The organism is Bradyrhizobium centrolobii, assembly GCF_001641635.1.
Taxonomy (GTDB): domain Bacteria; phylum Pseudomonadota; class Alphaproteobacteria; order Rhizobiales; family Xanthobacteraceae; genus Bradyrhizobium; species Bradyrhizobium centrolobii.
Genome location: NZ_LUUB01000038.1, coordinates 1 through 18,585, shown reverse-complemented (window position 1 = coordinate 18,585; position 18,585 = coordinate 1). Strand labels below are relative to the sequence as shown.

The 18,585-nt window shown below is 63.2% G+C and carries 17 protein-coding genes; 12 read left to right on the top strand and 5 right to left on the bottom strand.

What is annotated here, in order from left to right; translation table 11 throughout:
• Positions 1-2: 2 nt before the first annotated feature.
• A complete protein-coding gene (locus AYJ54_RS08845; protein ID WP_063698408.1) occupies positions 3-893 on the bottom strand; it encodes a succinate--CoA ligase subunit alpha in 891 nt (296 codons plus the stop codon).
• The gene (locus tag AYJ54_RS08840) at positions 890-2,026 is read right to left on the bottom strand and encodes an ATP-grasp domain-containing protein (RefSeq protein WP_063698406.1); all 1,137 of its coding nucleotides are present in this window, start codon (positions 2,024-2,026) and stop codon (positions 890-892) included. Before AYJ54_RS08840 ends, AYJ54_RS08845 begins: the two co-directional genes overlap by 4 nt.
• A gap of 501 nt (positions 2,027-2,527) precedes the next feature.
• On the opposite strand from AYJ54_RS08840, the gene AYJ54_RS08835 reads away from it, so the two are divergent.
• Complete coding sequence (locus AYJ54_RS08835) at positions 2,528-3,181, top strand: sigma-70 family RNA polymerase sigma factor (RefSeq protein ID WP_063698404.1); 654 nt, start codon at positions 2,528-2,530, stop codon at positions 3,179-3,181.
• A 366-nt stretch (positions 3,182-3,547) separates the two neighbouring features.
• On the opposite strand, the gene AYJ54_RS08830 is transcribed toward AYJ54_RS08835, so the two are convergent.
• Positions 3,548-4,114: a hypothetical protein gene (locus AYJ54_RS08830; RefSeq protein ID WP_063698402.1), complete on the bottom strand. Its 567-nt coding sequence runs from the start codon at positions 4,112-4,114 to the stop codon at positions 3,548-3,550.
• Between the two features lie 282 nt (positions 4,115-4,396).
• On the opposite strand from AYJ54_RS08830, the gene AYJ54_RS08825 reads away from it, so the two are divergent.
• Positions 4,397-5,323: a catalase family peroxidase gene (locus tag AYJ54_RS08825; protein WP_063698400.1), complete on the top strand. Its 927-nt coding sequence runs from the start codon at positions 4,397-4,399 to the stop codon at positions 5,321-5,323.
• 19 nt (positions 5,324-5,342) lie between these two features.
• Here AYJ54_RS08825 and AYJ54_RS08820 read toward each other — a convergent pair whose 3' ends face one another.
• Positions 5,343-6,275 carry a helix-turn-helix domain-containing protein gene (locus tag AYJ54_RS08820; RefSeq protein ID WP_063698398.1) on the bottom strand — a complete coding sequence of 311 codons (933 nt, stop codon included), beginning with the start codon at positions 6,273-6,275 and terminating at the stop codon, positions 5,343-5,345.
• Between the two features lie 502 nt (positions 6,276-6,777).
• Between AYJ54_RS08820 and AYJ54_RS08815 the strand changes: the two genes are divergently transcribed.
• From AYJ54_RS08815 to AYJ54_RS08770, 10 genes are all read left to right on the top strand, one after another.
• Entirely contained in the window at positions 6,778-7,437 is a 660-nt protein-coding gene (locus AYJ54_RS08815; RefSeq protein WP_063698396.1) for a response regulator transcription factor, read from the top strand.
• A gap of 39 nt (positions 7,438-7,476) precedes the next feature.
• On the top strand, positions 7,477-7,890 hold the full coding sequence (locus tag AYJ54_RS46945; RefSeq protein ID WP_201724152.1) for a response regulator: 414 nt from the start codon (positions 7,477-7,479) through the stop codon (positions 7,888-7,890).
• Positions 7,891-7,922: 32 nt separating this feature from the next.
• Complete coding sequence (locus tag AYJ54_RS08805) at positions 7,923-9,509, top strand: GAF domain-containing sensor histidine kinase (RefSeq protein ID WP_063698393.1); 1,587 nt, start codon at positions 7,923-7,925, stop codon at positions 9,507-9,509.
• A 272-nt stretch (positions 9,510-9,781) separates the two neighbouring features.
• Positions 9,782-10,726: a helix-turn-helix transcriptional regulator gene (locus tag AYJ54_RS08800; protein ID WP_063698391.1), complete on the top strand. Its 945-nt coding sequence runs from the start codon at positions 9,782-9,784 to the stop codon at positions 10,724-10,726.
• A 258-nt stretch (positions 10,727-10,984) separates the two neighbouring features.
• The gene (locus AYJ54_RS08795; protein WP_063698704.1) at positions 10,985-11,815 is read left to right on the top strand and encodes an alpha/beta fold hydrolase; all 831 of its coding nucleotides are present in this window, start codon (positions 10,985-10,987) and stop codon (positions 11,813-11,815) included.
• A 43-nt stretch (positions 11,816-11,858) separates the two neighbouring features.
• Positions 11,859-13,079 (top strand): NAD(P)/FAD-dependent oxidoreductase, encoded by a 1,221-nt coding sequence (locus AYJ54_RS08790; RefSeq protein ID WP_063698389.1) that lies wholly within the window; start codon positions 11,859-11,861, stop codon positions 13,077-13,079.
• A 72-nt stretch (positions 13,080-13,151) separates the two neighbouring features.
• Positions 13,152-13,940 carry an acetoacetate decarboxylase gene (locus AYJ54_RS08785; protein ID WP_063698387.1) on the top strand — a complete coding sequence of 263 codons (789 nt, stop codon included), beginning with the start codon at positions 13,152-13,154 and terminating at the stop codon, positions 13,938-13,940.
• A gap of 31 nt (positions 13,941-13,971) precedes the next feature.
• Positions 13,972-15,147 carry a DUF3734 domain-containing protein gene (locus tag AYJ54_RS08780; protein ID WP_063698385.1) on the top strand — a complete coding sequence of 392 codons (1,176 nt, stop codon included), beginning with the start codon at positions 13,972-13,974 and terminating at the stop codon, positions 15,145-15,147.
• A 43-nt stretch (positions 15,148-15,190) separates the two neighbouring features.
• Complete coding sequence (locus AYJ54_RS08775; protein ID WP_063698383.1) at positions 15,191-15,973, top strand: 3-hydroxybutyrate dehydrogenase; 783 nt, start codon at positions 15,191-15,193, stop codon at positions 15,971-15,973.
• Positions 15,974-16,009: 36 nt separating this feature from the next.
• A complete protein-coding gene (locus AYJ54_RS08770) occupies positions 16,010-16,756 on the top strand; it encodes an SDR family NAD(P)-dependent oxidoreductase (protein WP_063698381.1) in 747 nt (248 codons plus the stop codon).
• An 80-nt stretch (positions 16,757-16,836) separates the two neighbouring features.
• Here the strand turns inward: AYJ54_RS08770 and AYJ54_RS08765 are convergent.
• The coding region (locus tag AYJ54_RS08765) for a BamA/TamA family outer membrane protein (protein ID WP_063698379.1) at positions 16,837-18,585 on the bottom strand (1,749 nt) is incomplete at its 5' end.

Below are 18,585 nucleotides of genomic sequence, written 5' to 3'. Positions count from 1 at the left end.
TGTTAAGCTGCGGGTTTCATGGCGCGGGCCAGCGCTGATGCGGCGGCGGAGGCAAGGCCATCGAGATCTCGCGCGATCACGACACCGGCGCGATCGAGCGCCTCGACCTTGGCGGCCCAGCTCTCGGCGTAGGAGCCGATCATTGCGGCGGCGTGTCCCATCTTCTTCCCGGCAGGCGCGGTCCGGCCGACCAGGAGGGCCGCCGACGGTTTCGCGTCAGGCCGCTTTGCATATTCGGCGAGCGCATATTCTTCCGACCCGCCGATCTCGCCGAGATAGATGATGGCGCGCGTCTCCGGATCGTCGTGGAACAGCGCAATCGCTTCCGCTGCATTGACGCCGCGCACGGGATCGCCGCCGATACCGATGACACTGGTCTGGCCAAGGCCGGCCGATGACAGGCGGAAGCAGGCTTCGTAGGAAAGCGATCCGCTCCGCGAGATGACGCCGATCGGTCCGGGGGCGTAGCAGAAAGAGGGCATGAAGCCGAGCTTGGCCTTTCCGGGCGAGATCAGGCCGGGTGAGTTCGGTCCGACCAGATGAGCACCATGATCGAGTGCAGCCGCGCGCATTTCCATCGCATCCAGCACCGGCAGGCCGTCGCCGGGATAGGCGATCAGCGGGCAGCCGGCCTCGATGGTCTCCAGCACCGCATCGAGCGCGACGACGGCCGGAACATAGACCAGCGCCGCATTGGCGTGCGTTTCCTTCATCGCGGCCGCGACGCTGGAGAAGACCGGAGCGCCCTCGATGGTCTGGCCGCCGCGCCCCGGCGCTACGCCGGCAACGACCCTGGTATGGCTCTGCGCGAGGTCCTTGACCGAAAACGTTCCGAACTTGCCGGTGATGCCGACGATCAGCACGCGCGTATCGGCATCGAGAAGAATGCTCATGACCGCGCTCCCGCAACTCTCTTCACGATATCGGCGACCGCCGTTTCCAGCGTCGCGTGGTTCTGACGGCCGGCTTCGCGGAGGATGGTCGTGGCAAGATCGCTGCGCGTGCCATTCAGCCGTAGCGTCACCGGTTTCGCCGACGCCCGCTTCGCGAGAAGCTCGACGAGAGTTTTGGCCACACGATCGGTGTGCAGCCCACCGCCGAACATGCTGACCAGGATACCCTTCACGTTCGGTGCGCGGTCCAGGAGATCGAAGGCAAGCCCGAAGCCCGAAGGCGTCGGATTGCCGCTCACGTCGAGGAAGCACGCCGGCTGCGCGCCGGCGCCGTCGATCGCATCCATCGCGGCCATCGTCATGCCGGCGCCGCCCGAGATCAGGCCGATCTCACCGTCGAGCCAGACCAGCATCAGATTGGCCTCTTCGCACAGCCTGATCTCGCGCTCGGCCTTGTCGCGGGACGCGGCGATGGCGGCAGCCGTGGCCGTTTTGCGGAAGGCCGCCGCCTCGTCGAGAACGATCTTGGCGTCCGCGGCGATCAACGAGCCGCCCCTGGCAACGACCAGCGGATTGATCTCGACCGTCATGCACTCATTCGCCTGCGCGATGTCGAGCAGCCGCCGCGCAGTGGAAATCACGCGTTCGCGCACCTTGGCGTCACTCTCGACCGGTTCGAGAAGCGCGCGGAAAGCATGGGCGCGGAAGTTGCGGGCGAGCCCGACCGGATAGCTCAGCGGCGGCGGTCCGTCCTCGATATTGACGCCGCCGCGCGGCGAATAGAGCACGTTGAAGCCACCGACACGGCTGTCGATCGCCACGGCGAGATAGAGCTCGCGCTCGATGTCGAGCCATGTCTCGACCAGCACGGACGACGGAGCCTCGCCGGCGAACCGCATCCCCATGATCGCGCCGAATGCCGCTTCGAGCTCGGACGCGGAACTCGCCTTGCGGATTCCACCCGCCTTGCCCCGACCGCCGGCGGCGACCTGGGCCTTCACGGCGGCGGGAAGATTGATGCGACAGGCCCGCGCCTCGTCGAGAGAGCGCAACTCCTGGCTGGACGGTGTGGCGATAGCGGCGGCGCGAAGGAGCGCCTTGCCTTGGGCTTCAGTGATTAACATGAAATGCATAATGCATTATCGAGCCGGCATGTCAACGTGGCCCTTTCGCGAGCATGAGGCGAATTTCCATCATTTTGTCGATTTCTCCTCATTCGAGACCGTCTTGGCACGATTGCAACGTCTCCAAGGCGGCAGATAATGCATTTTATTTGAGCGCGATCGAGGGCAATCCACGATCGGGACACTGTTTTCCTATCCCAGATGTGCCGGCGCCCGCTGCAACCGGTGTCCTTCCGACACTCCGGCGTCACGGGACGTTGCATTCCCCTCGCAGGTCCAGCCTTACCTAGACCAAGAGATTAGGCGTCGACCCTCTCGTACGATGGTTCGGATCAGCCCTTGCAGCGCATCGTGGCGTCTCGGCGAAAAGGATGGGAGGCTGCAATGTTGCAGGGACAGGCCGACGGGTTAGTCGCAGATCCGCCCGAACGCACATTGAATGACAGAGCGCGCCCCCAGCGCTGCGACGGGCCGGACCGTTTGCATCCGACTCACCTCGTCGGCGGCGTGATGAAAGCCGAAGCGCCAGTTCGCTCATCAATCTCGGAGATCCAAAGTCACGACGCCTCGGATGACGAGCTCATAGAGCGTGTCGCTCGGCGTGATCCCCTCGCAATGCAGATCCTTTACCTGCGCCACCGCGTCCGCATATTCAGATTCGTGCGGAGACTGGTGCGGGAACGAGAGACTTGTGAGGACCTCGTCAGCCAGGTCTTTCTCGACGTCTGGCGCTCGGCTGGCGCGTTCGAGCGCCGCTCGCGCGTATCGACCTGGCTACTGTCGATCGCCCGTTTCAAGGCACTGGGCCATCTGCGGCAACGCGTGCACGAGAAGATCGACGATGTCGAGCTGCCCGAGATCGTCGACGAGTCCGATACGCCCGAGGCGGTCACCGACCGAACGCGGACGAACGCCACGTTGCGGTCCTGCATCGACAGGCTGTGTCCAGCCCATCGCATGGTCATAGACCTCGTCTATTACCACGAGAGATCGGTCGCCGAGGTCAGCGAGATCCTGGGTGTTCCCCGCGGCACCGTCAAGACGCGCATGTTTCATGCCCGCAGACAGCTCGCCACATTGCTCGACAGCGCAGGCATCGACGCGGTGCCGGCGAATTTCGTGGGTGTGGGCGCGACGTCCACCGCGCGCGCAGGAGACGACTGATCCGTCGCTACCCCATCATCTCGGCGACCGACGCGCTCGCGACACCGGTGAGAAAGCCATGCGCAGTGAGACCGGCAAGCTCGGCGCCACCATCAATGCCACGCGCAGCGTCGACGCGGCACAGCCGCGCGCAACACCTGAGACGAATCCATTAGATGATGTGACTGGGATCGACGGGCACAAACCGCAATGTCCGTCCTGCAGCGGCGCGATGGAGCAACGAGGGTGCCGGCACTTTGCCTGCGCGCCATGCCGGCAATCGATCCAGACCTTCGAGGTCGCCGGGCACCTGTATCTACCCCGCCGCCGGATCCGGCGTCGGCGACGACCGGGACACCCGGACGCAGCGCAACGCCAGAGCCAACCTCAGGTCTGAGTGTCGACCTGGTTGGTGCGGCTGGATGACGTAACCTGCTGCGCGGCGTAGGCGGCCGCCGCACTTGAGGCCGGCGAATATCTAGCGAAAGCCTCGGCCAACTCCTCGGCGGTTTCGGTGAGCTCCTTCATGACAGCCGGGCTATCTGTCGGCCGGCCGCCGGAGGAATGACGGACCTCGAACGATATCCCGTTCGGGAGATCGACGTGGATCTTGTCCAATCCGACTGCACCGGAGGTGTCGTCGTTGCCAGCGTCGGAAGCGGCGTCCGCCCGATCGGCGTGACCGGACGTGTCCTGGCTCGCCAGCCTCTCCACGAAGTCTTCGATGGTCTTGAGCGTGGCACTGTCGAGGCCGGCGTTGCCGAAGCTGACGACTCCGATCGACATGCCGTTGGGCAGGTCGACCTTGATCGCGTCGTAAGGCGCATCGGCGTTCATGCCGGGCGCCAGCGTCGAGCCACCCTCTTGCGTCGTCGTTGCCGATGCAGATTTCGTCTGACGGACGGAAGAAGGCCAGCTGACTGCGCTTCCGCCGGCGATGCTGCTGATGCTCATGCAGGAACTCCACTGTCATTGCGAACGCTTGGCTTGCGAGCAACAGACGTGCCAATTCGGAGAGTCAGCACCGTCAATGGCTTATCGCGAATTGCGGGAGGCACGCGCTTCACACCGGCAAACACGTCCCGGCAAAAGCTGCCACGCGGCCCACATGCGCTGACAAATTCCGGCGTCGCGTTGTGAGCATAGTTCGGCAAAACATGGTCGTTTCGGGAAAGACGACGAACGTGCATGATACCTACAACACACCTCGAAACACTCAAATCCCGAGGAACCGCCATGTCTCAGCCCGCAAGCGGCGCAGCGACGCCTGCGCTGGTCGTTGACGCTCTGAAAGCGGTCGCCGGCAATCCGCCAAAGGTGCGCGCGAGCTTTGCCAAGGGCTGCTGCGTACGCGGCACCTATACCCCATCGGACCGCGCGGCGGAGATCACGAGATCGCTGAGCTTCACGAAGCCGTCGCGCGTGCTGGCGCGCTTCTCGGTGGGCGGCGGCAATCCCAAGGTGCCGGATACCAACAGTCTCGTTCTGCGCGGCTTCAGCTTCAAGCTTGGCGACGACGAGCATCGCTCGGACATCCTCGTCGAAAGCGCTCCGGTGCACTTTGCGAGGACGCTCGACCAGATGCTCGCTTTCCTCAAGGCGCGCATTCCCGGTTCCGACGGCAAGCCCGACATGGAGAAGGTCAAGGCCTTCTCCGCTGCCAATCCCGAAACGCTCAATCAGGCAAATTACATCGCCGCGCGCCGGTTGCCCGCGAGCTTCGCCGCAACGACCTATTGGGGCGTGCACTCCTTTCCCGCAACGAATGCGAAGGGAGAGACGCGCTTCATCAAGTTCAAGGTCGTTCCGGTCGGCGGCGACGTGACCTTGACCGAGGAGGAGGCCAAGACGAAATCGGCCGACTTCCTGCGCGACGACCTGGAGCGTCGCGTCGCTGCGGGCGACGTCCGCTTCAACGTGATGGCTCTGCTCGACCGTCCCGGCGATCCCACGATGGACGTGACCGTGCGATGGCCCGACGAGGACAATCGCGAAGAGATGCGGCTGGGCACGATCGTCATCACCGCCTTTGAGGCGGACGAGGCGTGCGACGCATCCATCTTCAATCCGGCAAATCTCGCCGACGGCATCGACCATCCACCGGACGAAATTTTCACAGCGCGCCGCGCCGCCTACACCATCTCACTGGCGAAGCGTCGCTGACCGGAACGGACGCCCCGCATCATGTCTCGCTGCCCGAGGAACCCTGCGCTTGGCGGCGCCACGCGCCGGGGCTGACGCCGACCATCGCGGAAAACACCCGTGTAAAATGGCTTTGATTGGCAAAGCCTGCCGATATCGCGATCTCCGACAACGGCAGGTCGCGCACGCTCATCAACTGCTTGGCAGCCTTCACGCGCTGCTGCAGCAGCCACTGGTGCGGAGGCAGTCCGGTGGAGATGCGAAATGCGCGCGAAAAATGGCTGACCGACAGGCCGAGCTCGGCCGCGATCGCCTGCAATGAGAGCTTGCCGCCGAGATCGGACTCGAGCCTGTCGCAGGCGCGCCTTACCTGCCATGGCGCAAGACCGCCGCGGCTCGGCTCGACGGCGCGCTGGAGCCCGCCATAGGTCTGCGCGACATGTGCGGTCAGCGCGAGCATCATGTGATCGATGAAGAGCTGGTTGGCCTCGTCCGGCCGGCGCAGCCCCTGCTGCAGCGAAGCGCCGATGTGACGGACGATGGTGTCATCATGGCCGACGCCGATCCGGCAATCGAGCTCGTCCACGCGCGGGGCGCCGGTTTGTTCGGCGATGCCGTCGAGCGCGGAGCGCGGAATGTAGAAGAAGAGCGAGTGGAACGGCTTGTCGATCACGTAGCGCGGATCGCGCTTGAGGTCGTACAAATATGTCGTTCCCGCATGGACATCCGCCGTCATGATGCATTTGCCACGCTCCCAGAGTTCGCAGTCCGGGTAATCGTGAAGCTTCAGGCTGACGAGAAATGCGTCCTCGGCGGTGAGCGAGCCGGACAGCCCAGGCTCCGGATTGTCATTCCGGGTCTCGGTGACCGCGAGTTCAGTGCTGCGCAGCGAACGCGTGACCAGCGAGGGCGGGGCGTCCTTCAGATGCAGGAACTGCCCGAGCTTCTGTCCGTAGGCGCCAGCCCGTGTCATCGATGTATCCTTCTGTGGAAGTCCAAGCGCAGGCCACAGCGTCCTGCAACTCAAGGAACTTATTATCGAGTATTCGCCAACCGCTGTCCACGTCCGCACCCGAATCGAGAGGCAGAACGCCGCAGCATACCTCGCCGATTGGGCAGGCTAATTTTGCAACGATTTCAAAGCGGTTTTGTGCGACCCGCCAATCTCGCAAACACGCGATCGGGCCGGAGGGACACATCACGACTTTTCACAAATGCACGGCAAAATACGCCCCGGCGTCGCATTTGACCGGGGGTCGGGCCCCCCGGAGCAGGATCAGGCAACGCATCGCAGCTTCAGGAAAGACGCGGATACTTGCACCGCCTAGAACCCGTAAATCAACGGTCCCGGAATTCGGAATGCCCCGTTTCGAGACCAGGACATCACGCTGGCGAAGCGATCGAAAGAGGTCACGATGGTTGGGACAACCACACTGGTCGGCTCGCTTGCCGCACGCCAGATACCCCGCTTCGCCATGAGTACAATTGTCGAGAATCCCGATCGTCCGCGGGTCCTGATCGTGGACGACGACGAGGAAATCCGGAGCGCGCTTCGCGAGCTTCTTCTGTCCGTCGGGATCGACGCGTGCTGCTATGCATCGACGCAGGAACTGCTGCGTGCCGATCTTCCAGAGCGCCCAGGCTGTCTCATCCTCGACGTCCGCATGCCGGGCGCGAGCGGCCTCGATCTCCAGCAGCATCTGACAGCGAGAGGAAGCACGAGACCGATCATCTTCCTCACCGGCCATGGCGATATTGCCATGACCGTCCAGGCCATGAAGGCGGGAGCCGTCGACTTCCTGACCAAGCCCGTGCGGGATCAGACCCTTCTTGACGCCGTCGCGGCGGCGATCGAGAAGGACATCGCGCAAAGAGCGGCCGCGCAACGCGTGAAGCGAAACGTCGAACTCTTTGCAAAGCTGACGGCGCGCGAGCGCGAGGTCGTACGCGAAGTGGTCAAGGGCCGGCTCAACAAGCAGATCGCCTTCGAGCTGAACATCAGCGAGATCACGGTCAAACTGCATCGCGGCAATGCGACCAAGAAGCTCCAGACAAACTCCGTCGGCGAGTTGATCCGGATTTGGGAATCCCTGCCGCCGGACCATCGAGGGGAGCCGGCCTACACCAAAGAATAGGTACAACCGGGTGACCGATGGGCAGATGGTCGTTGGGCCATGCCAGCGAAAGACATCTGCTTGTCCAGAATGCCCCTAGTTGCCATCGTAGACGACGACGAAGCTGTGCGAGAGGCTCTTTCCGAACTTCTTCGGGCGATGGACGTCGCGTGTCGCACATTTGATCGAGCGGAGGCCTTCATGGCCGAATTCGAACCGGATCGTTTTGATTGCCTGATCACCGACGTGAGCATGCCGGGCCTCAGCGGAATCGATCTGCTGCGGCACCAGCGGAGCATTGGTTCCACCATGCCGCTGATCGTCATCACGGCCGACACCAATCCGGCGACCCGGTCGCGCGCCATACGATGCGGCGCCCATGCTTATCTGACCAAGCCGATAGAAACTGAAGTACTGCTTCAGCATCTGCAGTCCGCCCTGAGGCGGACTGCCTTTCGATCTGACGCCGAATGAGAGGCTTCTGATGGCCAGCCCCGTGGACTGACATGCTCAACACTATGCAGGTACCCGCGGAAGTCATGCAAAAATGGCAGGAGATCGTAGATCTTCTGGCCGAAATTCTAGGCGTTCCCTCCGCATTGATCATGAGGGTAGAGCCGCCAAATATCAAAGTCTTCGTTTCCAGCGTGACAAAAGGAAATCCTTACGAACCGGACGAGGTCGCGTGTCTCGATACGGGCCTCTATTGTGAGACTGTAATGAACACCCGCCAACCATTGATCGTCCCGGACGCTCTGCAAGATGAGGCGTGGAAATCAAACCCTGACATCAAACTAGGCATGATCTCTTACCTCGGCGTGCCGATTACTTGGCCCGATGGCGAGATGTTTGGAACGATCTGTGTTCTCGACAGGAAAAGCAACGAATACAGCGAGCTCTATCTCAGACTGTTATTGCAGTGGCGTGACGTGTTGCAGGCAGACTTGAGAACCATTGCCACCATGCAACGAGAGATCGAACAACGCGAGGCGAAAATTCGCCGCCTCGTCGATGCCAACATCATCGGCATCATCATCTGGAATGTGGAGGGTCAGATTCTCGATGCCAATAGCGAGTTTCTCCGCATGGTTGGTTACGATCAGCGCGATCTCCTGTCCGGTCGCGTGAGCTGGGCTGACATGACGCCCCCTGAATGGCGCGATCACTACGCGCTGGCGATGTCCGAGCTGAAGAACAAGGGAGCCGTGCAGCCCTTTGAAAAGGAGTACATCCGGAAGGACGGCAACCGTATTCCAGTATTGATCGGCATCGCGAGCCTCGAAGGGATAGAGGGCCAGGGTGTCGCATTTGTGCTCGATTTAACCGAGCGTAAGCGGGCAGAAACAGAAGCGCGTGAGAGCGAGCGGCGATTTCGCAACATGCAGATGGAATTAGCCCACGCCAATCGCCTCGCAACTTTGGGCCAGCTTACGGCGTCTATTACGCATGAGGTCAAGCAGCCGATCACGGCCACGCTCCTGAATACCCAAACAGCTCAGCGCTTCCTCACTCGCCAGCCTCCAGATGTTGAGAGAGCGAAAACGGCAATAGACCGCGCGGTGCTGAACGGCATGCGGGTCAGTGAAGTTGTCGACCGGACGCACGCGTTGGTTAGGAAGGAGCCAATGCGAAAGGACCGCTTGGAGATTAATGAAGCCATTTCGGGAGTTATCGGGCTGACGCGCGGGGAGGTCGCGAAGAACGGCGTTCAAGTGCGAACTCAACTGGAAGAGGGTTTACCCGTCGTTCAAGGCAGTCGGGTCCAGATTCAACAGGTGATGCTGAACTTGATCGTAAATGCCGTCGAGGCGATGAGCCAAATGAGCGACGATCCCCGGGAATTGCACATCAGCACCCAGGCCGAAGCTGACTGTGTTCTCGTTACGGTGCGAGACACCGGCCCGGGTCTATCAGAAGGTACTATCGAGCGAGCCTTCGAGGCATTTTACACGACGAAGTCGAGCGGCTTAGGGATGGGACTATCCATCTGCCGGTCGATCGTTGAGGATCACGGAGGACGATTGTGGGCGATCGCAGACGTACCAAAAGGTGCGGCGTTTCAGTTCACAGTTCCTATCAATTCGGACTGCTAGGGCTGACTGCGTATTGAGCCTCTCAACTCGTGTGGATCACTGCGTCGACGGCATTTGGCTCCACGCCGCCCCACGCGATAGGGGAGCCGGCCGTCGATGACGCGCTCCCATGTGACTATCCCAAGGTACAGGTCAATCTATTCCCCGAATCAGCCGGACCAGACCTGCTGCACGATTCCGTCAGGCGGCGCTTGCCGTCATCGTTGCGAGCACTGAGGCAGCAGTGTTGCGCCTCATTGGTTCTGACCTGGCGCCAACGCGAGCATACGTCCATGAGCAAGCCCAACTTGCGCGATTCCTCGGAGCATCTTTCCGCCGTGTCGGAGACGAACGACCTACCGGCCGACGACCGGCGTCGTGCCGATGTGGAGATGGCTCGTGTGCTCGGGACCGCGCCATTTCGCATGGCATTGGACCCCTCCGGTGCCGGGATCGCCCACTGGAAGCATGAACCATTGCACGACGTCGTCGAGCCCATGAGCCACCACGTCATCATGGCCTACAACGGCTCGACCCAGCGCATGGAGCGGCGATCGGGAAAATCGGTTGCGATTGGAACGTTTCGCCCGGGGGTTGTGATAATCATTCCGGAAGGATCAAGCTCCCGATGGGACATTCCGAAACCTGTTGATGTCGTTCAGCTCTATCTTCCTCAGGCAACGCTGAAGCGCATTGCCGACGAAGCCGGCACAGCCGCATCGACCGATCTCCTGGAGCGAACGGCACATCCCGACCCCGTTACATCCAGGCTGCTCCTGAGCGCGGCGGATGTCCTGGAGGGCAACGAGGCCCTGGATACGTTGTTCAGGCAGCAGCTGATAGACCTCCTGGCCACACGCCTCCTGGCTGCGCACACCGGCGCGCCTAGCACGATCCGGCCAGTCAGGGGCGGGCTGGCGCCGAAGACGCTTCTTCGCGCGATCGAACGCCTGCGTTCGGACGGCGCTGCGGACGTCTCGCTCGCGGCTCTCGCGTCGGAGGCCGGGCTATCGCGCTTCCACTTCTGCCGCGCGTTCAAGGACAGTACCGGGCTTTCACCCCATGCCTGGCTGCGCCAGCACCAGCTTGAGCAGGCCATGAACATGCTGCGCGACACCGACGCATCGGTGGTCTCAATTGCAGCCGCCCTTGGCTATTCCTCGCAAACCGCGTTCGCGGCGGCGTTCAGGAAATTGACCGGCGAAGCGCCGAGCGATTGGCGCAAGCGCATGCGTTAGCAGCAATCGCGCTGCAATCGCGTCAATCGCGCTGGCGCAGCGGCACATCCGGTTCGGTAGTTTTCACCGCGTTCACTGCAATGAAACGGAAATGCTCAAATGCCCTGGATCAACTCCGTCAGCCGGCTCGCAAACACCTCGCGGCGAAAAGTGCTCGCGACCACGCTCATGTACGCGGCTTCGATGGCCGTCCGCTCCACCTCGGCGGCGGGCAAGGAGCCGAAGGCCGCGCTCCTCCTCACTGAGAGGACCGGTCCCATGACCTCGGTTACCACCAGCGATGGCGTGCGGATCTTCTACAAGGACTGGGGACCCAAGTCCGCTCAGCCAATCGTGTTTCACCACGGCTGGCCGCTGAGCTCTGACGACTGGGATGCCCAGATGCTCTACTTCCTCGGCAAGGGCTATCGCGTCATCGCTCACGATCGCCGCGGTCACGGCCGCTCGAGCCAGGTCAGCGACGGGCATGACATGGACCACTACGCGGCCGACGTCGCAGCGCTCGTTGAGCATCTCGACCTTCGCAACGCCATTCATATCGGCCATTCCACGGGCGGCGGCGAGGCCGCGCGCTACGTCGCACGCCATGGCAGGGATCGCGTCGCCAAGCTGGTGCTGATCAGCGCCGTGCCGCCCTTGATGCTGAAGACGGAGGCCAATCCCGGTGGCCTGCCCATCGAGGTCTTCGATGGTCTGCGCCGGCAGCTCGCCGCCAACAGGTCGCAGTTCTATTTCGATTTCGCGAGCGGTCCTTTCTACGGCTACAACCGCCCGGGCGCAGAGCCATCGCAGGCCGTGATCTGGAACTGGTGGCGCCAGGGCATGATGGGCGCAGCCAATGCGCATTACGACGGCATCAAGGCCTTCTCCGAGACCGACTTCAACGAGGATCTGAAGAACATCACCGTGCCGACGCTCGTCCTGCACGGTGGCGACGACCAGATCGTACCCGTCGCCGACTCGGCACCCCTGTCGGCGAGGCTCCTGAAGCGCAGCACCCTCAAGGTCTACGACCTGCTGCCGCACGGCGTCTGCACGACACACCCCGACATCATCAACGCCGACCTGCTCAAATTCGTGATCGTGTAGCTCACGCCTTCACCGCAATGATCCCAACCAAGGAGTAATCTACATGCGAATAGTCATCATCGGCGCCGGCTTCGCCGGCATGTACGCCGCCCTCTCCGCCGCCCGCCTGCGCGACATCCAGGGTGCTTCGCCGGAGACTCTCGAGATTGCGCTGGTATCACCGGAGCCGACGCTGGTGGTTCGCCCGCGTCTCTACGAGCCGAAGCCGGAGACCCTGACGGCGCCACTTCTGAACGTCCTCAAAGCCATCGACGTCGACTATGTGCAAGGCAGCGCCGAGACGATCGATACCAAATCCAAGGTGGTGAACATCGTCGCCGCCAAGGGCGCGAAGAAGCAGCTCGCCTATGACCGGCTGGTCGTCGCCACTGGCAGCCGGCTGTTCCGTCCCAACATTCCAGGCCTTGCCGAGCACGGCTTCAGTGTCGATCAGCTCGACGACGCAATCGCTCTCGACCGGCACCTGCACAGCTTGCCGAGCCGTCCAGCATCGAAGGCGCGCGACACGGTCGTGGTTGCCGGCGGTGGCTTCACCGGCATCGAGGCGGCGACCGAGATGCCGTCGCGCCTGCGTGCCATCCTCGGCAAGGAGGCCAAGCCACGCGTCATCATCGTTGACCGCAACGAGGCGATCGCACCCGATATGGGTGCTGGCCCCCGCCCCATTATCGAGGACGCGCTGCGCAAGCTCGGCGTGGAGACCAGGCTCGGTGCCGGCGTCGCCTCGCTCGACAAGTCCGGCGTCACGCTGTCCAGCGGCGAGCACATCGAAGCTGCGACCGTGATCTGGGCCGCCGGTATCCGCGCGGCGCCGCTCACCGCGCAGGTCCCCGCCGAGCGCGACAATTTCGGCCGGCTGCTGGTCGACCGCGAGCTGCGCGTGCCGTCGGTGGCCGGCGTCTTCGCCACCGGCGATGCGGCGCGCGCCTCATGCGACGGTAACGGCAACTACGCGCTGATGTCGTGCCAGCACGCGACGCGGATGGGCGCCTTCGCCGGCAATAATGCCGCCGCCGAGCTGCTCGGTGTTCCAACCAAACCCTACCACCAGAAGGGTTACGTCACCTGCCTCGACCTCGGCGAAGCTGGCGCGCTGTTCACGCGCGGCTGGGAACGCGAGGTGACGATGGTCAACGACGTCGCCAAGAAGACCAAGCGGGAGATCAACACCGTCTGGATCTATCCGCCGAAAGCCGAGCGTGCCGCCGCGCTGGCCTCGGCCGATCCGGAGCGTGTGACTGATGTGACTGGCTTCTTCCACTAGACCGAAACGGGCCGCGCTTCCCGCGCCGAAGCACGGCCCGCTCACCTTAAATTGCCCTGGAGATCGACCACGATGAAATACGAAACCGTGCGCTCAGCGGCGTTCGCCATGCCGCTGACCAATCCGGCCTTTCCACCCGGCCCCTATCGCTTCATCAACCGCGAATATTTCATCATCCAGTACCTGACCAACGCCGAAGCGCTGCGGCGGATCGTACCGGAGCCACTCGCGCTCACCGAGCCCGTGGTGAACTACGAGTTCATCCGCATGCCGGATTCGACCGGCTTCGGCGACTACACCGAGAGCGGTCAGGTCATTCCGGTGAGCTACCAGGGCCAGACCGGCAGCTTCGTCCACCAGATGTTTCTCAACGATCATCCGCCGATCGCGGGAGGGCGCGAGCTGTGGGGCTTTCCCAAGAAGCTCGCGCAGCCGAAGCTCGCCGTCGAGATCGATACTCTGGTCGGTACGCTGAACTACGGTTCGGTGCGGATCGCGACCGGCACCATGGGCTACAAGCACCGCGCCCTCGATGCCGCCGCTGAGGCCAAGAAGCTCGCCGCGCCCAACTTCCTGCTCAAGATCATCCCGCATGTCGACGGCTCGGCGCGCATCTGCGAGCTGGTGCGCTACAACTGCGAGGACATCACCGTGAAGGGCGCGTGGACGGGGCCCGCAGCCCTGGACCTGTTTTCGCATGCGCTCGCGCCGGTCGCCGAGCTGCCGGTGCTGAAAGTGCTGTCGGCCAAGCACGTCATCGCCGACCTGACCCTCGGGCTCGGCACCGTGGTCCACGACTATCTCTCGCCGGGCGAAGCAGCACCGCGACGCAAGTCCGTGCTGGAAACGAGCGCCGGCTGACTCGCCGGCCACAATATCGGGAGTTCTGGACATGTTGAACGTGATGCGCGAGCCGATGCAGTCCACCTCGCAAATGACCAAGCCACTGCCATACGACGTCGTCGCCCTGGTATTGCAGGGCGGCGGTGCACTCGGAGCCTATCAGGCGGGCGTCTATGAGGGCCTGCACGAAGCCGGCATCCGGCCGAACTGGCTGGCCGGCATTTCCATCGGCGCGCTCAATGCCGCCATCATCGCGGGCTCGCCGGAGGCGGAGCGCGTCGATCGGCTGCGCAAGTTCTGGGAGAGCATCTGTGCGACTCCGGTCGAATGGCCCGCCGGCGAGGGACTTGCCAACGCTCTGCCCTTCGCCTTCGACATGCGCTCGGCGCACAATGCGTTTGCCGCGATGCGGGCACTGTTCCAGGGCCAGCCCGGCTTCTTCAAGCCGCGCTTCCCGCCGCCGTTCTTGTCGCCGTTTTCAGGCGATGCAGCGACGAGCTTCTACGACACCGCGCCATTGCACCAGACGCTGGAACGGCTCGTCGACTTCGACCGGCTGAACTCGGGCGAGGTACGCGTCAGCGTCGGCGCGGTCAATGTCCGCACCGGCAATCTGACCTATTTCGACACCGCGCAGCGAAGGCTCGGTCCGAAGCATTTCACGGCGTCCGGCGCCCTGCCGCCGGGATTTCCCGCCGTCGAGATCGAAGGCGAGCACTATTGGGATGGTGGCGTGGTCTCGAACACGCCTCTCTCCCGCGTACTGTCCGGCGAGCCGCGCGACACACTGACGTTCCAGATCGACCTCTGGTCGGCCCGTGGCCGCGTTCCCTACGACATGATGGAAGTGTCGAGCCGACAGAAGGACATCCAGTATTCGAGCCGCACGCGCGCCGTCACCGACCACGCGCTGCGGATGCAGACGTTGCGTCAGGCCCTGCGGAAGACGATCGAGAAACTTCCGGAGAGCGCCATGCAGGATCCGGAGATCCGCGCCATCGCCGAGATGGCCCGCCATCGCTCCTACAACATCGTCCATCTGATCTACCAGACCAAGATCCACGAGGGCCATTCCCGCGACTACGAGTTCGGACTGAACGCGATGCGCGCGCACTGGCAGAGCGGCCTCGACGACATCCGCCGCACGCTGGCCGACCCACGGCGGCTGGATCCGCCGCCCCTCGAGCTCGGCATCGTCACCCACGACGTCCATCGCCGCGATTGAGCGGCAACGAATCTCAATTCTCAGATCATCGAAAGGAATTCCCATGTTGAAGGGCAAGACAGCCGTCGTCACCGGTTCGACTAGCGGTATTGGGCTCGGAATCGCCAGGGAGCTGGCGCGGCTCGGCGCCGACATTGTGCTGAACGGTTTTGGCAACACCAGCGAGATCGAAGCGATCCACAAGGGCATCGAGCGCGACCACGGCGTGCGTGTGATCTATAACGGCGCCGACATGTCGAAGGCGGAGGCCGTCCGCGGATTGATCACCGCAACGGTCGAGACGTTCGGACGGCTCGATATTCTCGTGAACAATGCCGGCATCCAGTTCACTGCGCCGGTCGAGGAGTTCCCCGCCGCCAAGTGGCACGCGATCCTGGACATAAACCTGTCGGCCGCGTTCCACGGCATTGCGGCAGCGGTGCCGCAGATGAAGAGGCAGCGCTGGGGACGCATCGTCAACATCGCATCCGCCCATGGCCTCGTCGCGTCCACCCACAAGGCCGCCTATGTCGCGGCCAAGCACGGGCTGGTCGGCCTGACAAAGGTGGTTGGCCTCGAGACCGCCGGAAGCGGCGTGACCTGCAACGCGGTCTGCCCCGGCTGGGTGCGAACGCCGCTGGTCGAGAAACAGATCGACGACATCGCCGCGCAGAAGAACATCAGCCAGAAGGAAGCTCTCAAGTCCCTGCTCGCCGAAAAGCAGCCATCCCTCGATTTCGTCTCGCCGGCGCAGCTCGGCGGCACGGTTGCGTTCCTGTGCTCGGCTGCAGCGGACCAGATCACGGGCACGGCGATCTCCGTCGACGGCGGCTGGACCGCGCAATAGCGGACGCAACACCAACCAGGCCACAGGAGATCGAACGTGCAGAGTGCAAAGGTCATCATCGTGACGGGCGGCAGCTCCGGAATCGGACGGGCAGCGGCGTTGCGTTTCGCCAGGCAAGGCGACAAGGTGCTCATCACCGGCCGTCGCCCCGGCCCCATCGAGGAGACGATCGCCGAGCATGAGAACATCGTGGGTCTGGTTGCGGATGCTGCCTCCGCCGAGGACGCAAGGCACACGGTCGGCAAAGCCATTGATCTCTGGGGCCGTGTCGATGTCTTGGTCAACAATGCGGGCGCGGGCGCGATCCTTCCGCTGGCGGATGTGACAGCCGAACGGATCACGGACATCTTCTCTGTGAATGCGCTCGGCCCGAGCCTGCTCGCCTCGGCCGCGCTGCCGCACTTGAAGGCAACGCAAGGCACGATCGTCAATGTCTCGAGCACCTTCGGCCACAGGCCGGCGGCCGGCTTGTCCCACTATGCCGCCAGCAAGGCGGCCTTGGAGCACCTCACCCGTTGCTGGGCGCTCGAGCTTGCACCACTCGGCGTGCGGGTGAATGCGATTGCGGCGGGCCCGACGGAATCGGGCGCGCTGACCGGCATGCTGGGGCTGTCCGCACAGCAGGCCGCCGCAGTCAAGGAGCAGGAACGCGCGCGCATACCGCTTGGGCGGCGCGGTGTCCCCGAGGACGTCGCCGAATGGATCGTGCGGCTTGCCGGCCCGGCCTCCGCATGGACGACGGGCCAGGTGATCGCAGTCGATGGCGGCCTGGGGCTGGCGTAGTCACCTGCGTCATGAGCGAGCGCATGCGTCAGGATGGACCAAATGCATCGTGGCGCATGGCTTTCTCGCCCGGCGTCTCGCTAGAACGACGTGCCGCCGCCAAACCTGAATTCCTGGACGGTGTCGTATTTGCCCTTCGTGATTGGCACGGCGTAGTCGAAGCGCAGCGGTCCGAACGGCGAGGCCCAGATCAGGCCGACGCCGACCGACGAACGCACCACATTGCCGTCGTCATATTGCAGCCCGCAGGTTGGGCAGGCCTTGGTATTGACTTCGCCCGTGGCCGACCAGGAGGTCGGTCCCTGGTAACCCCAGAGCGAGCCGGCATCGGCGTAGACTGCGCCCTTCAGGCCGACCTCCTTTGGCAGGAACCAGAACGGCATCTGCAACTCCATGGACGCACCCCAGTACTTCGTACCGCCGAGCGCATCACCGCTGGCGCCAAGGCTTGCATAGGTGATATCGCGCGGCCCGATCCCGTTGGAGGCGAAGCCGCGCACGAGGTTCGGACCCATCTGGAAGTGGTCGAGCATGCGCAGATCCTGGTCACCGATCTTGTTGAGGATGCCACCCTGAAGATGAATCACGCCGACGATCTCGGACACGAGGGGCGCGTAGTACTTGGCATCCATCGCGCTCTTCAGATAGGTCACGTCGCCGCCGACCCCGGCAAAGTCCTGCCGGAAGTCGATCAACAGGCCGTCGGTCGGGTTCTTGGTATTGTCGAGCGTGTTGTAGCTCAGCGTATAGCCGATCGCCGAAGTCCATGTCGCTCCGTTCGCCAGCTCCTTTCGGACCGGCAGGCTCGACTCGCCGTCGCCGTAGCAACCGTATCCATAGACCCCTGAACCGGTGGAATTGGTCGGATCCACACCGCCCAGAACGCTCTTGATGTACGCAGGCGTCGGGTTGTAGGCCAGCGACGTATTGGATGCGTTGTTGTTGCAATTGTTATATGCGCTGGCGAGCGTGATGCTCTGCTGATAGAGCGAGTAGCGCAGCTGGAGCGTGAGATCTTCCCGTAGCGCGATACCGACGCGCGGAGAGAAACCCAGCGTCGTCACGCCGTAGCTCGTGTAGCTGTTCGCCAATTGCTGGCGCCAGTAAACGTCCATTCCGAGCGCCATCCGGTAATCGAGCAGATAGGGCTCGACGAAGGACAGCGATATCCCGCGCGAATACTGGCCGTAGCTGACGGACGCCTTGCCGTAGAGCCCGCGGCCGAGCAGGTTGCGCTCGGAGATCGAGACTTCGGCCAGCGCGCCGTCGGTCGTGGAGTAGCCGCCGGATATCGAGAAGTCACCGGTCGACTTCTCCTCGAGATCGACGATCAGGACCACGCGGTCGCTTGAGGAGCCGGGCTCCGTGGAGATCTTGACGCTCTTGAAGAAGTCGAGGTTCTTCAGGCGGCGCTCGGCGCGATCGACCAGCGCGCGGTTGTAGGCGTCACCCTCGGAGATGTCGAACTCGCGCCGGATCACATAGTCGCGCGTGCGGGTGTTGCCACGGATGTTGATACGTTCGATATAGGTGCGCGGCCCTTCGTCGATGTTGAAGACGATGGCTACAGTGTGCGCCTCGAAGTTGCGGTCGCCGCCCGGGCGGACCACGGCGAAGGCATAGCCGCGGCGCGAGGCCTCGATCTGCATCTCCTCGACCGACTTCTCGACCGATTCGACGTTGTAGAGCGATCCGATACTGACGCGCGAGTAAGAGCGCATCGAACTCGCGTCAAAATTGGGAATGCTGGAGCGGAAATCGATCGAGCCGATGCGGTACTGCTGGCCTTCCTCGATCTTGAAGGTGACGAGGAAGCCCTTCCTCTCCGG

What these genes read in the sequence shown, in the direction of transcription:
- AYJ54_RS08795 (WP_063698704.1), top strand. Translation starts at nt 10,985, where the DNA reads ATGACCTCGGTTACCACCAGCGATGGCGTGCGGATCTTCTACAAGGAC.
- AYJ54_RS08780 (WP_063698385.1), top strand. Translation starts at nt 13,972, where the DNA reads ATGTTGAACGTGATGCGCGAGCCGATGCAGTCCACCTCGCAAATGACC.
- AYJ54_RS08785 (WP_063698387.1), top strand. Translation starts at nt 13,152, where the DNA reads ATGAAATACGAAACCGTGCGCTCAGCGGCGTTCGCCATGCCGCTGACC.
- AYJ54_RS08815 (WP_063698396.1), top strand. Translation starts at nt 6,778, where the DNA reads ATGAGTACAATTGTCGAGAATCCCGATCGTCCGCGGGTCCTGATCGTG.
- AYJ54_RS08830 (WP_063698402.1), bottom strand. Translation starts at nt 4,114, where the DNA reads ATGAGCATCAGCAGCATCGCCGGCGGAAGCGCAGTCAGCTGGCCTTCT.
- AYJ54_RS08800 (WP_063698391.1), top strand. Translation starts at nt 9,782, where the DNA reads ATGAGCAAGCCCAACTTGCGCGATTCCTCGGAGCATCTTTCCGCCGTG.
- AYJ54_RS08790 (WP_063698389.1), top strand. Translation starts at nt 11,859, where the DNA reads ATGCGAATAGTCATCATCGGCGCCGGCTTCGCCGGCATGTACGCCGCC.
- AYJ54_RS08840 (WP_063698406.1), bottom strand. Translation starts at nt 2,026, where the DNA reads ATGCATTTCATGTTAATCACTGAAGCCCAAGGCAAGGCGCTCCTTCGC.
- AYJ54_RS08845 (WP_063698408.1), bottom strand. Translation starts at nt 893, where the DNA reads ATGAGCATTCTTCTCGATGCCGATACGCGCGTGCTGATCGTCGGCATC.
- AYJ54_RS08805 (WP_063698393.1), top strand. Translation starts at nt 7,923, where the DNA reads ATGCTCAACACTATGCAGGTACCCGCGGAAGTCATGCAAAAATGGCAG.
- AYJ54_RS08835 (WP_063698404.1), top strand. Translation starts at nt 2,528, where the DNA reads ATGAAAGCCGAAGCGCCAGTTCGCTCATCAATCTCGGAGATCCAAAGT.
- AYJ54_RS08775 (WP_063698383.1), top strand. Translation starts at nt 15,191, where the DNA reads ATGTTGAAGGGCAAGACAGCCGTCGTCACCGGTTCGACTAGCGGTATT.
- AYJ54_RS46945 (WP_201724152.1), top strand. Translation starts at nt 7,477, where the DNA reads ATGCCAGCGAAAGACATCTGCTTGTCCAGAATGCCCCTAGTTGCCATC.
- AYJ54_RS08820 (WP_063698398.1), bottom strand. Translation starts at nt 6,275, where the DNA reads ATGACACGGGCTGGCGCCTACGGACAGAAGCTCGGGCAGTTCCTGCAT.
- AYJ54_RS08825 (WP_063698400.1), top strand. Translation starts at nt 4,397, where the DNA reads ATGTCTCAGCCCGCAAGCGGCGCAGCGACGCCTGCGCTGGTCGTTGAC.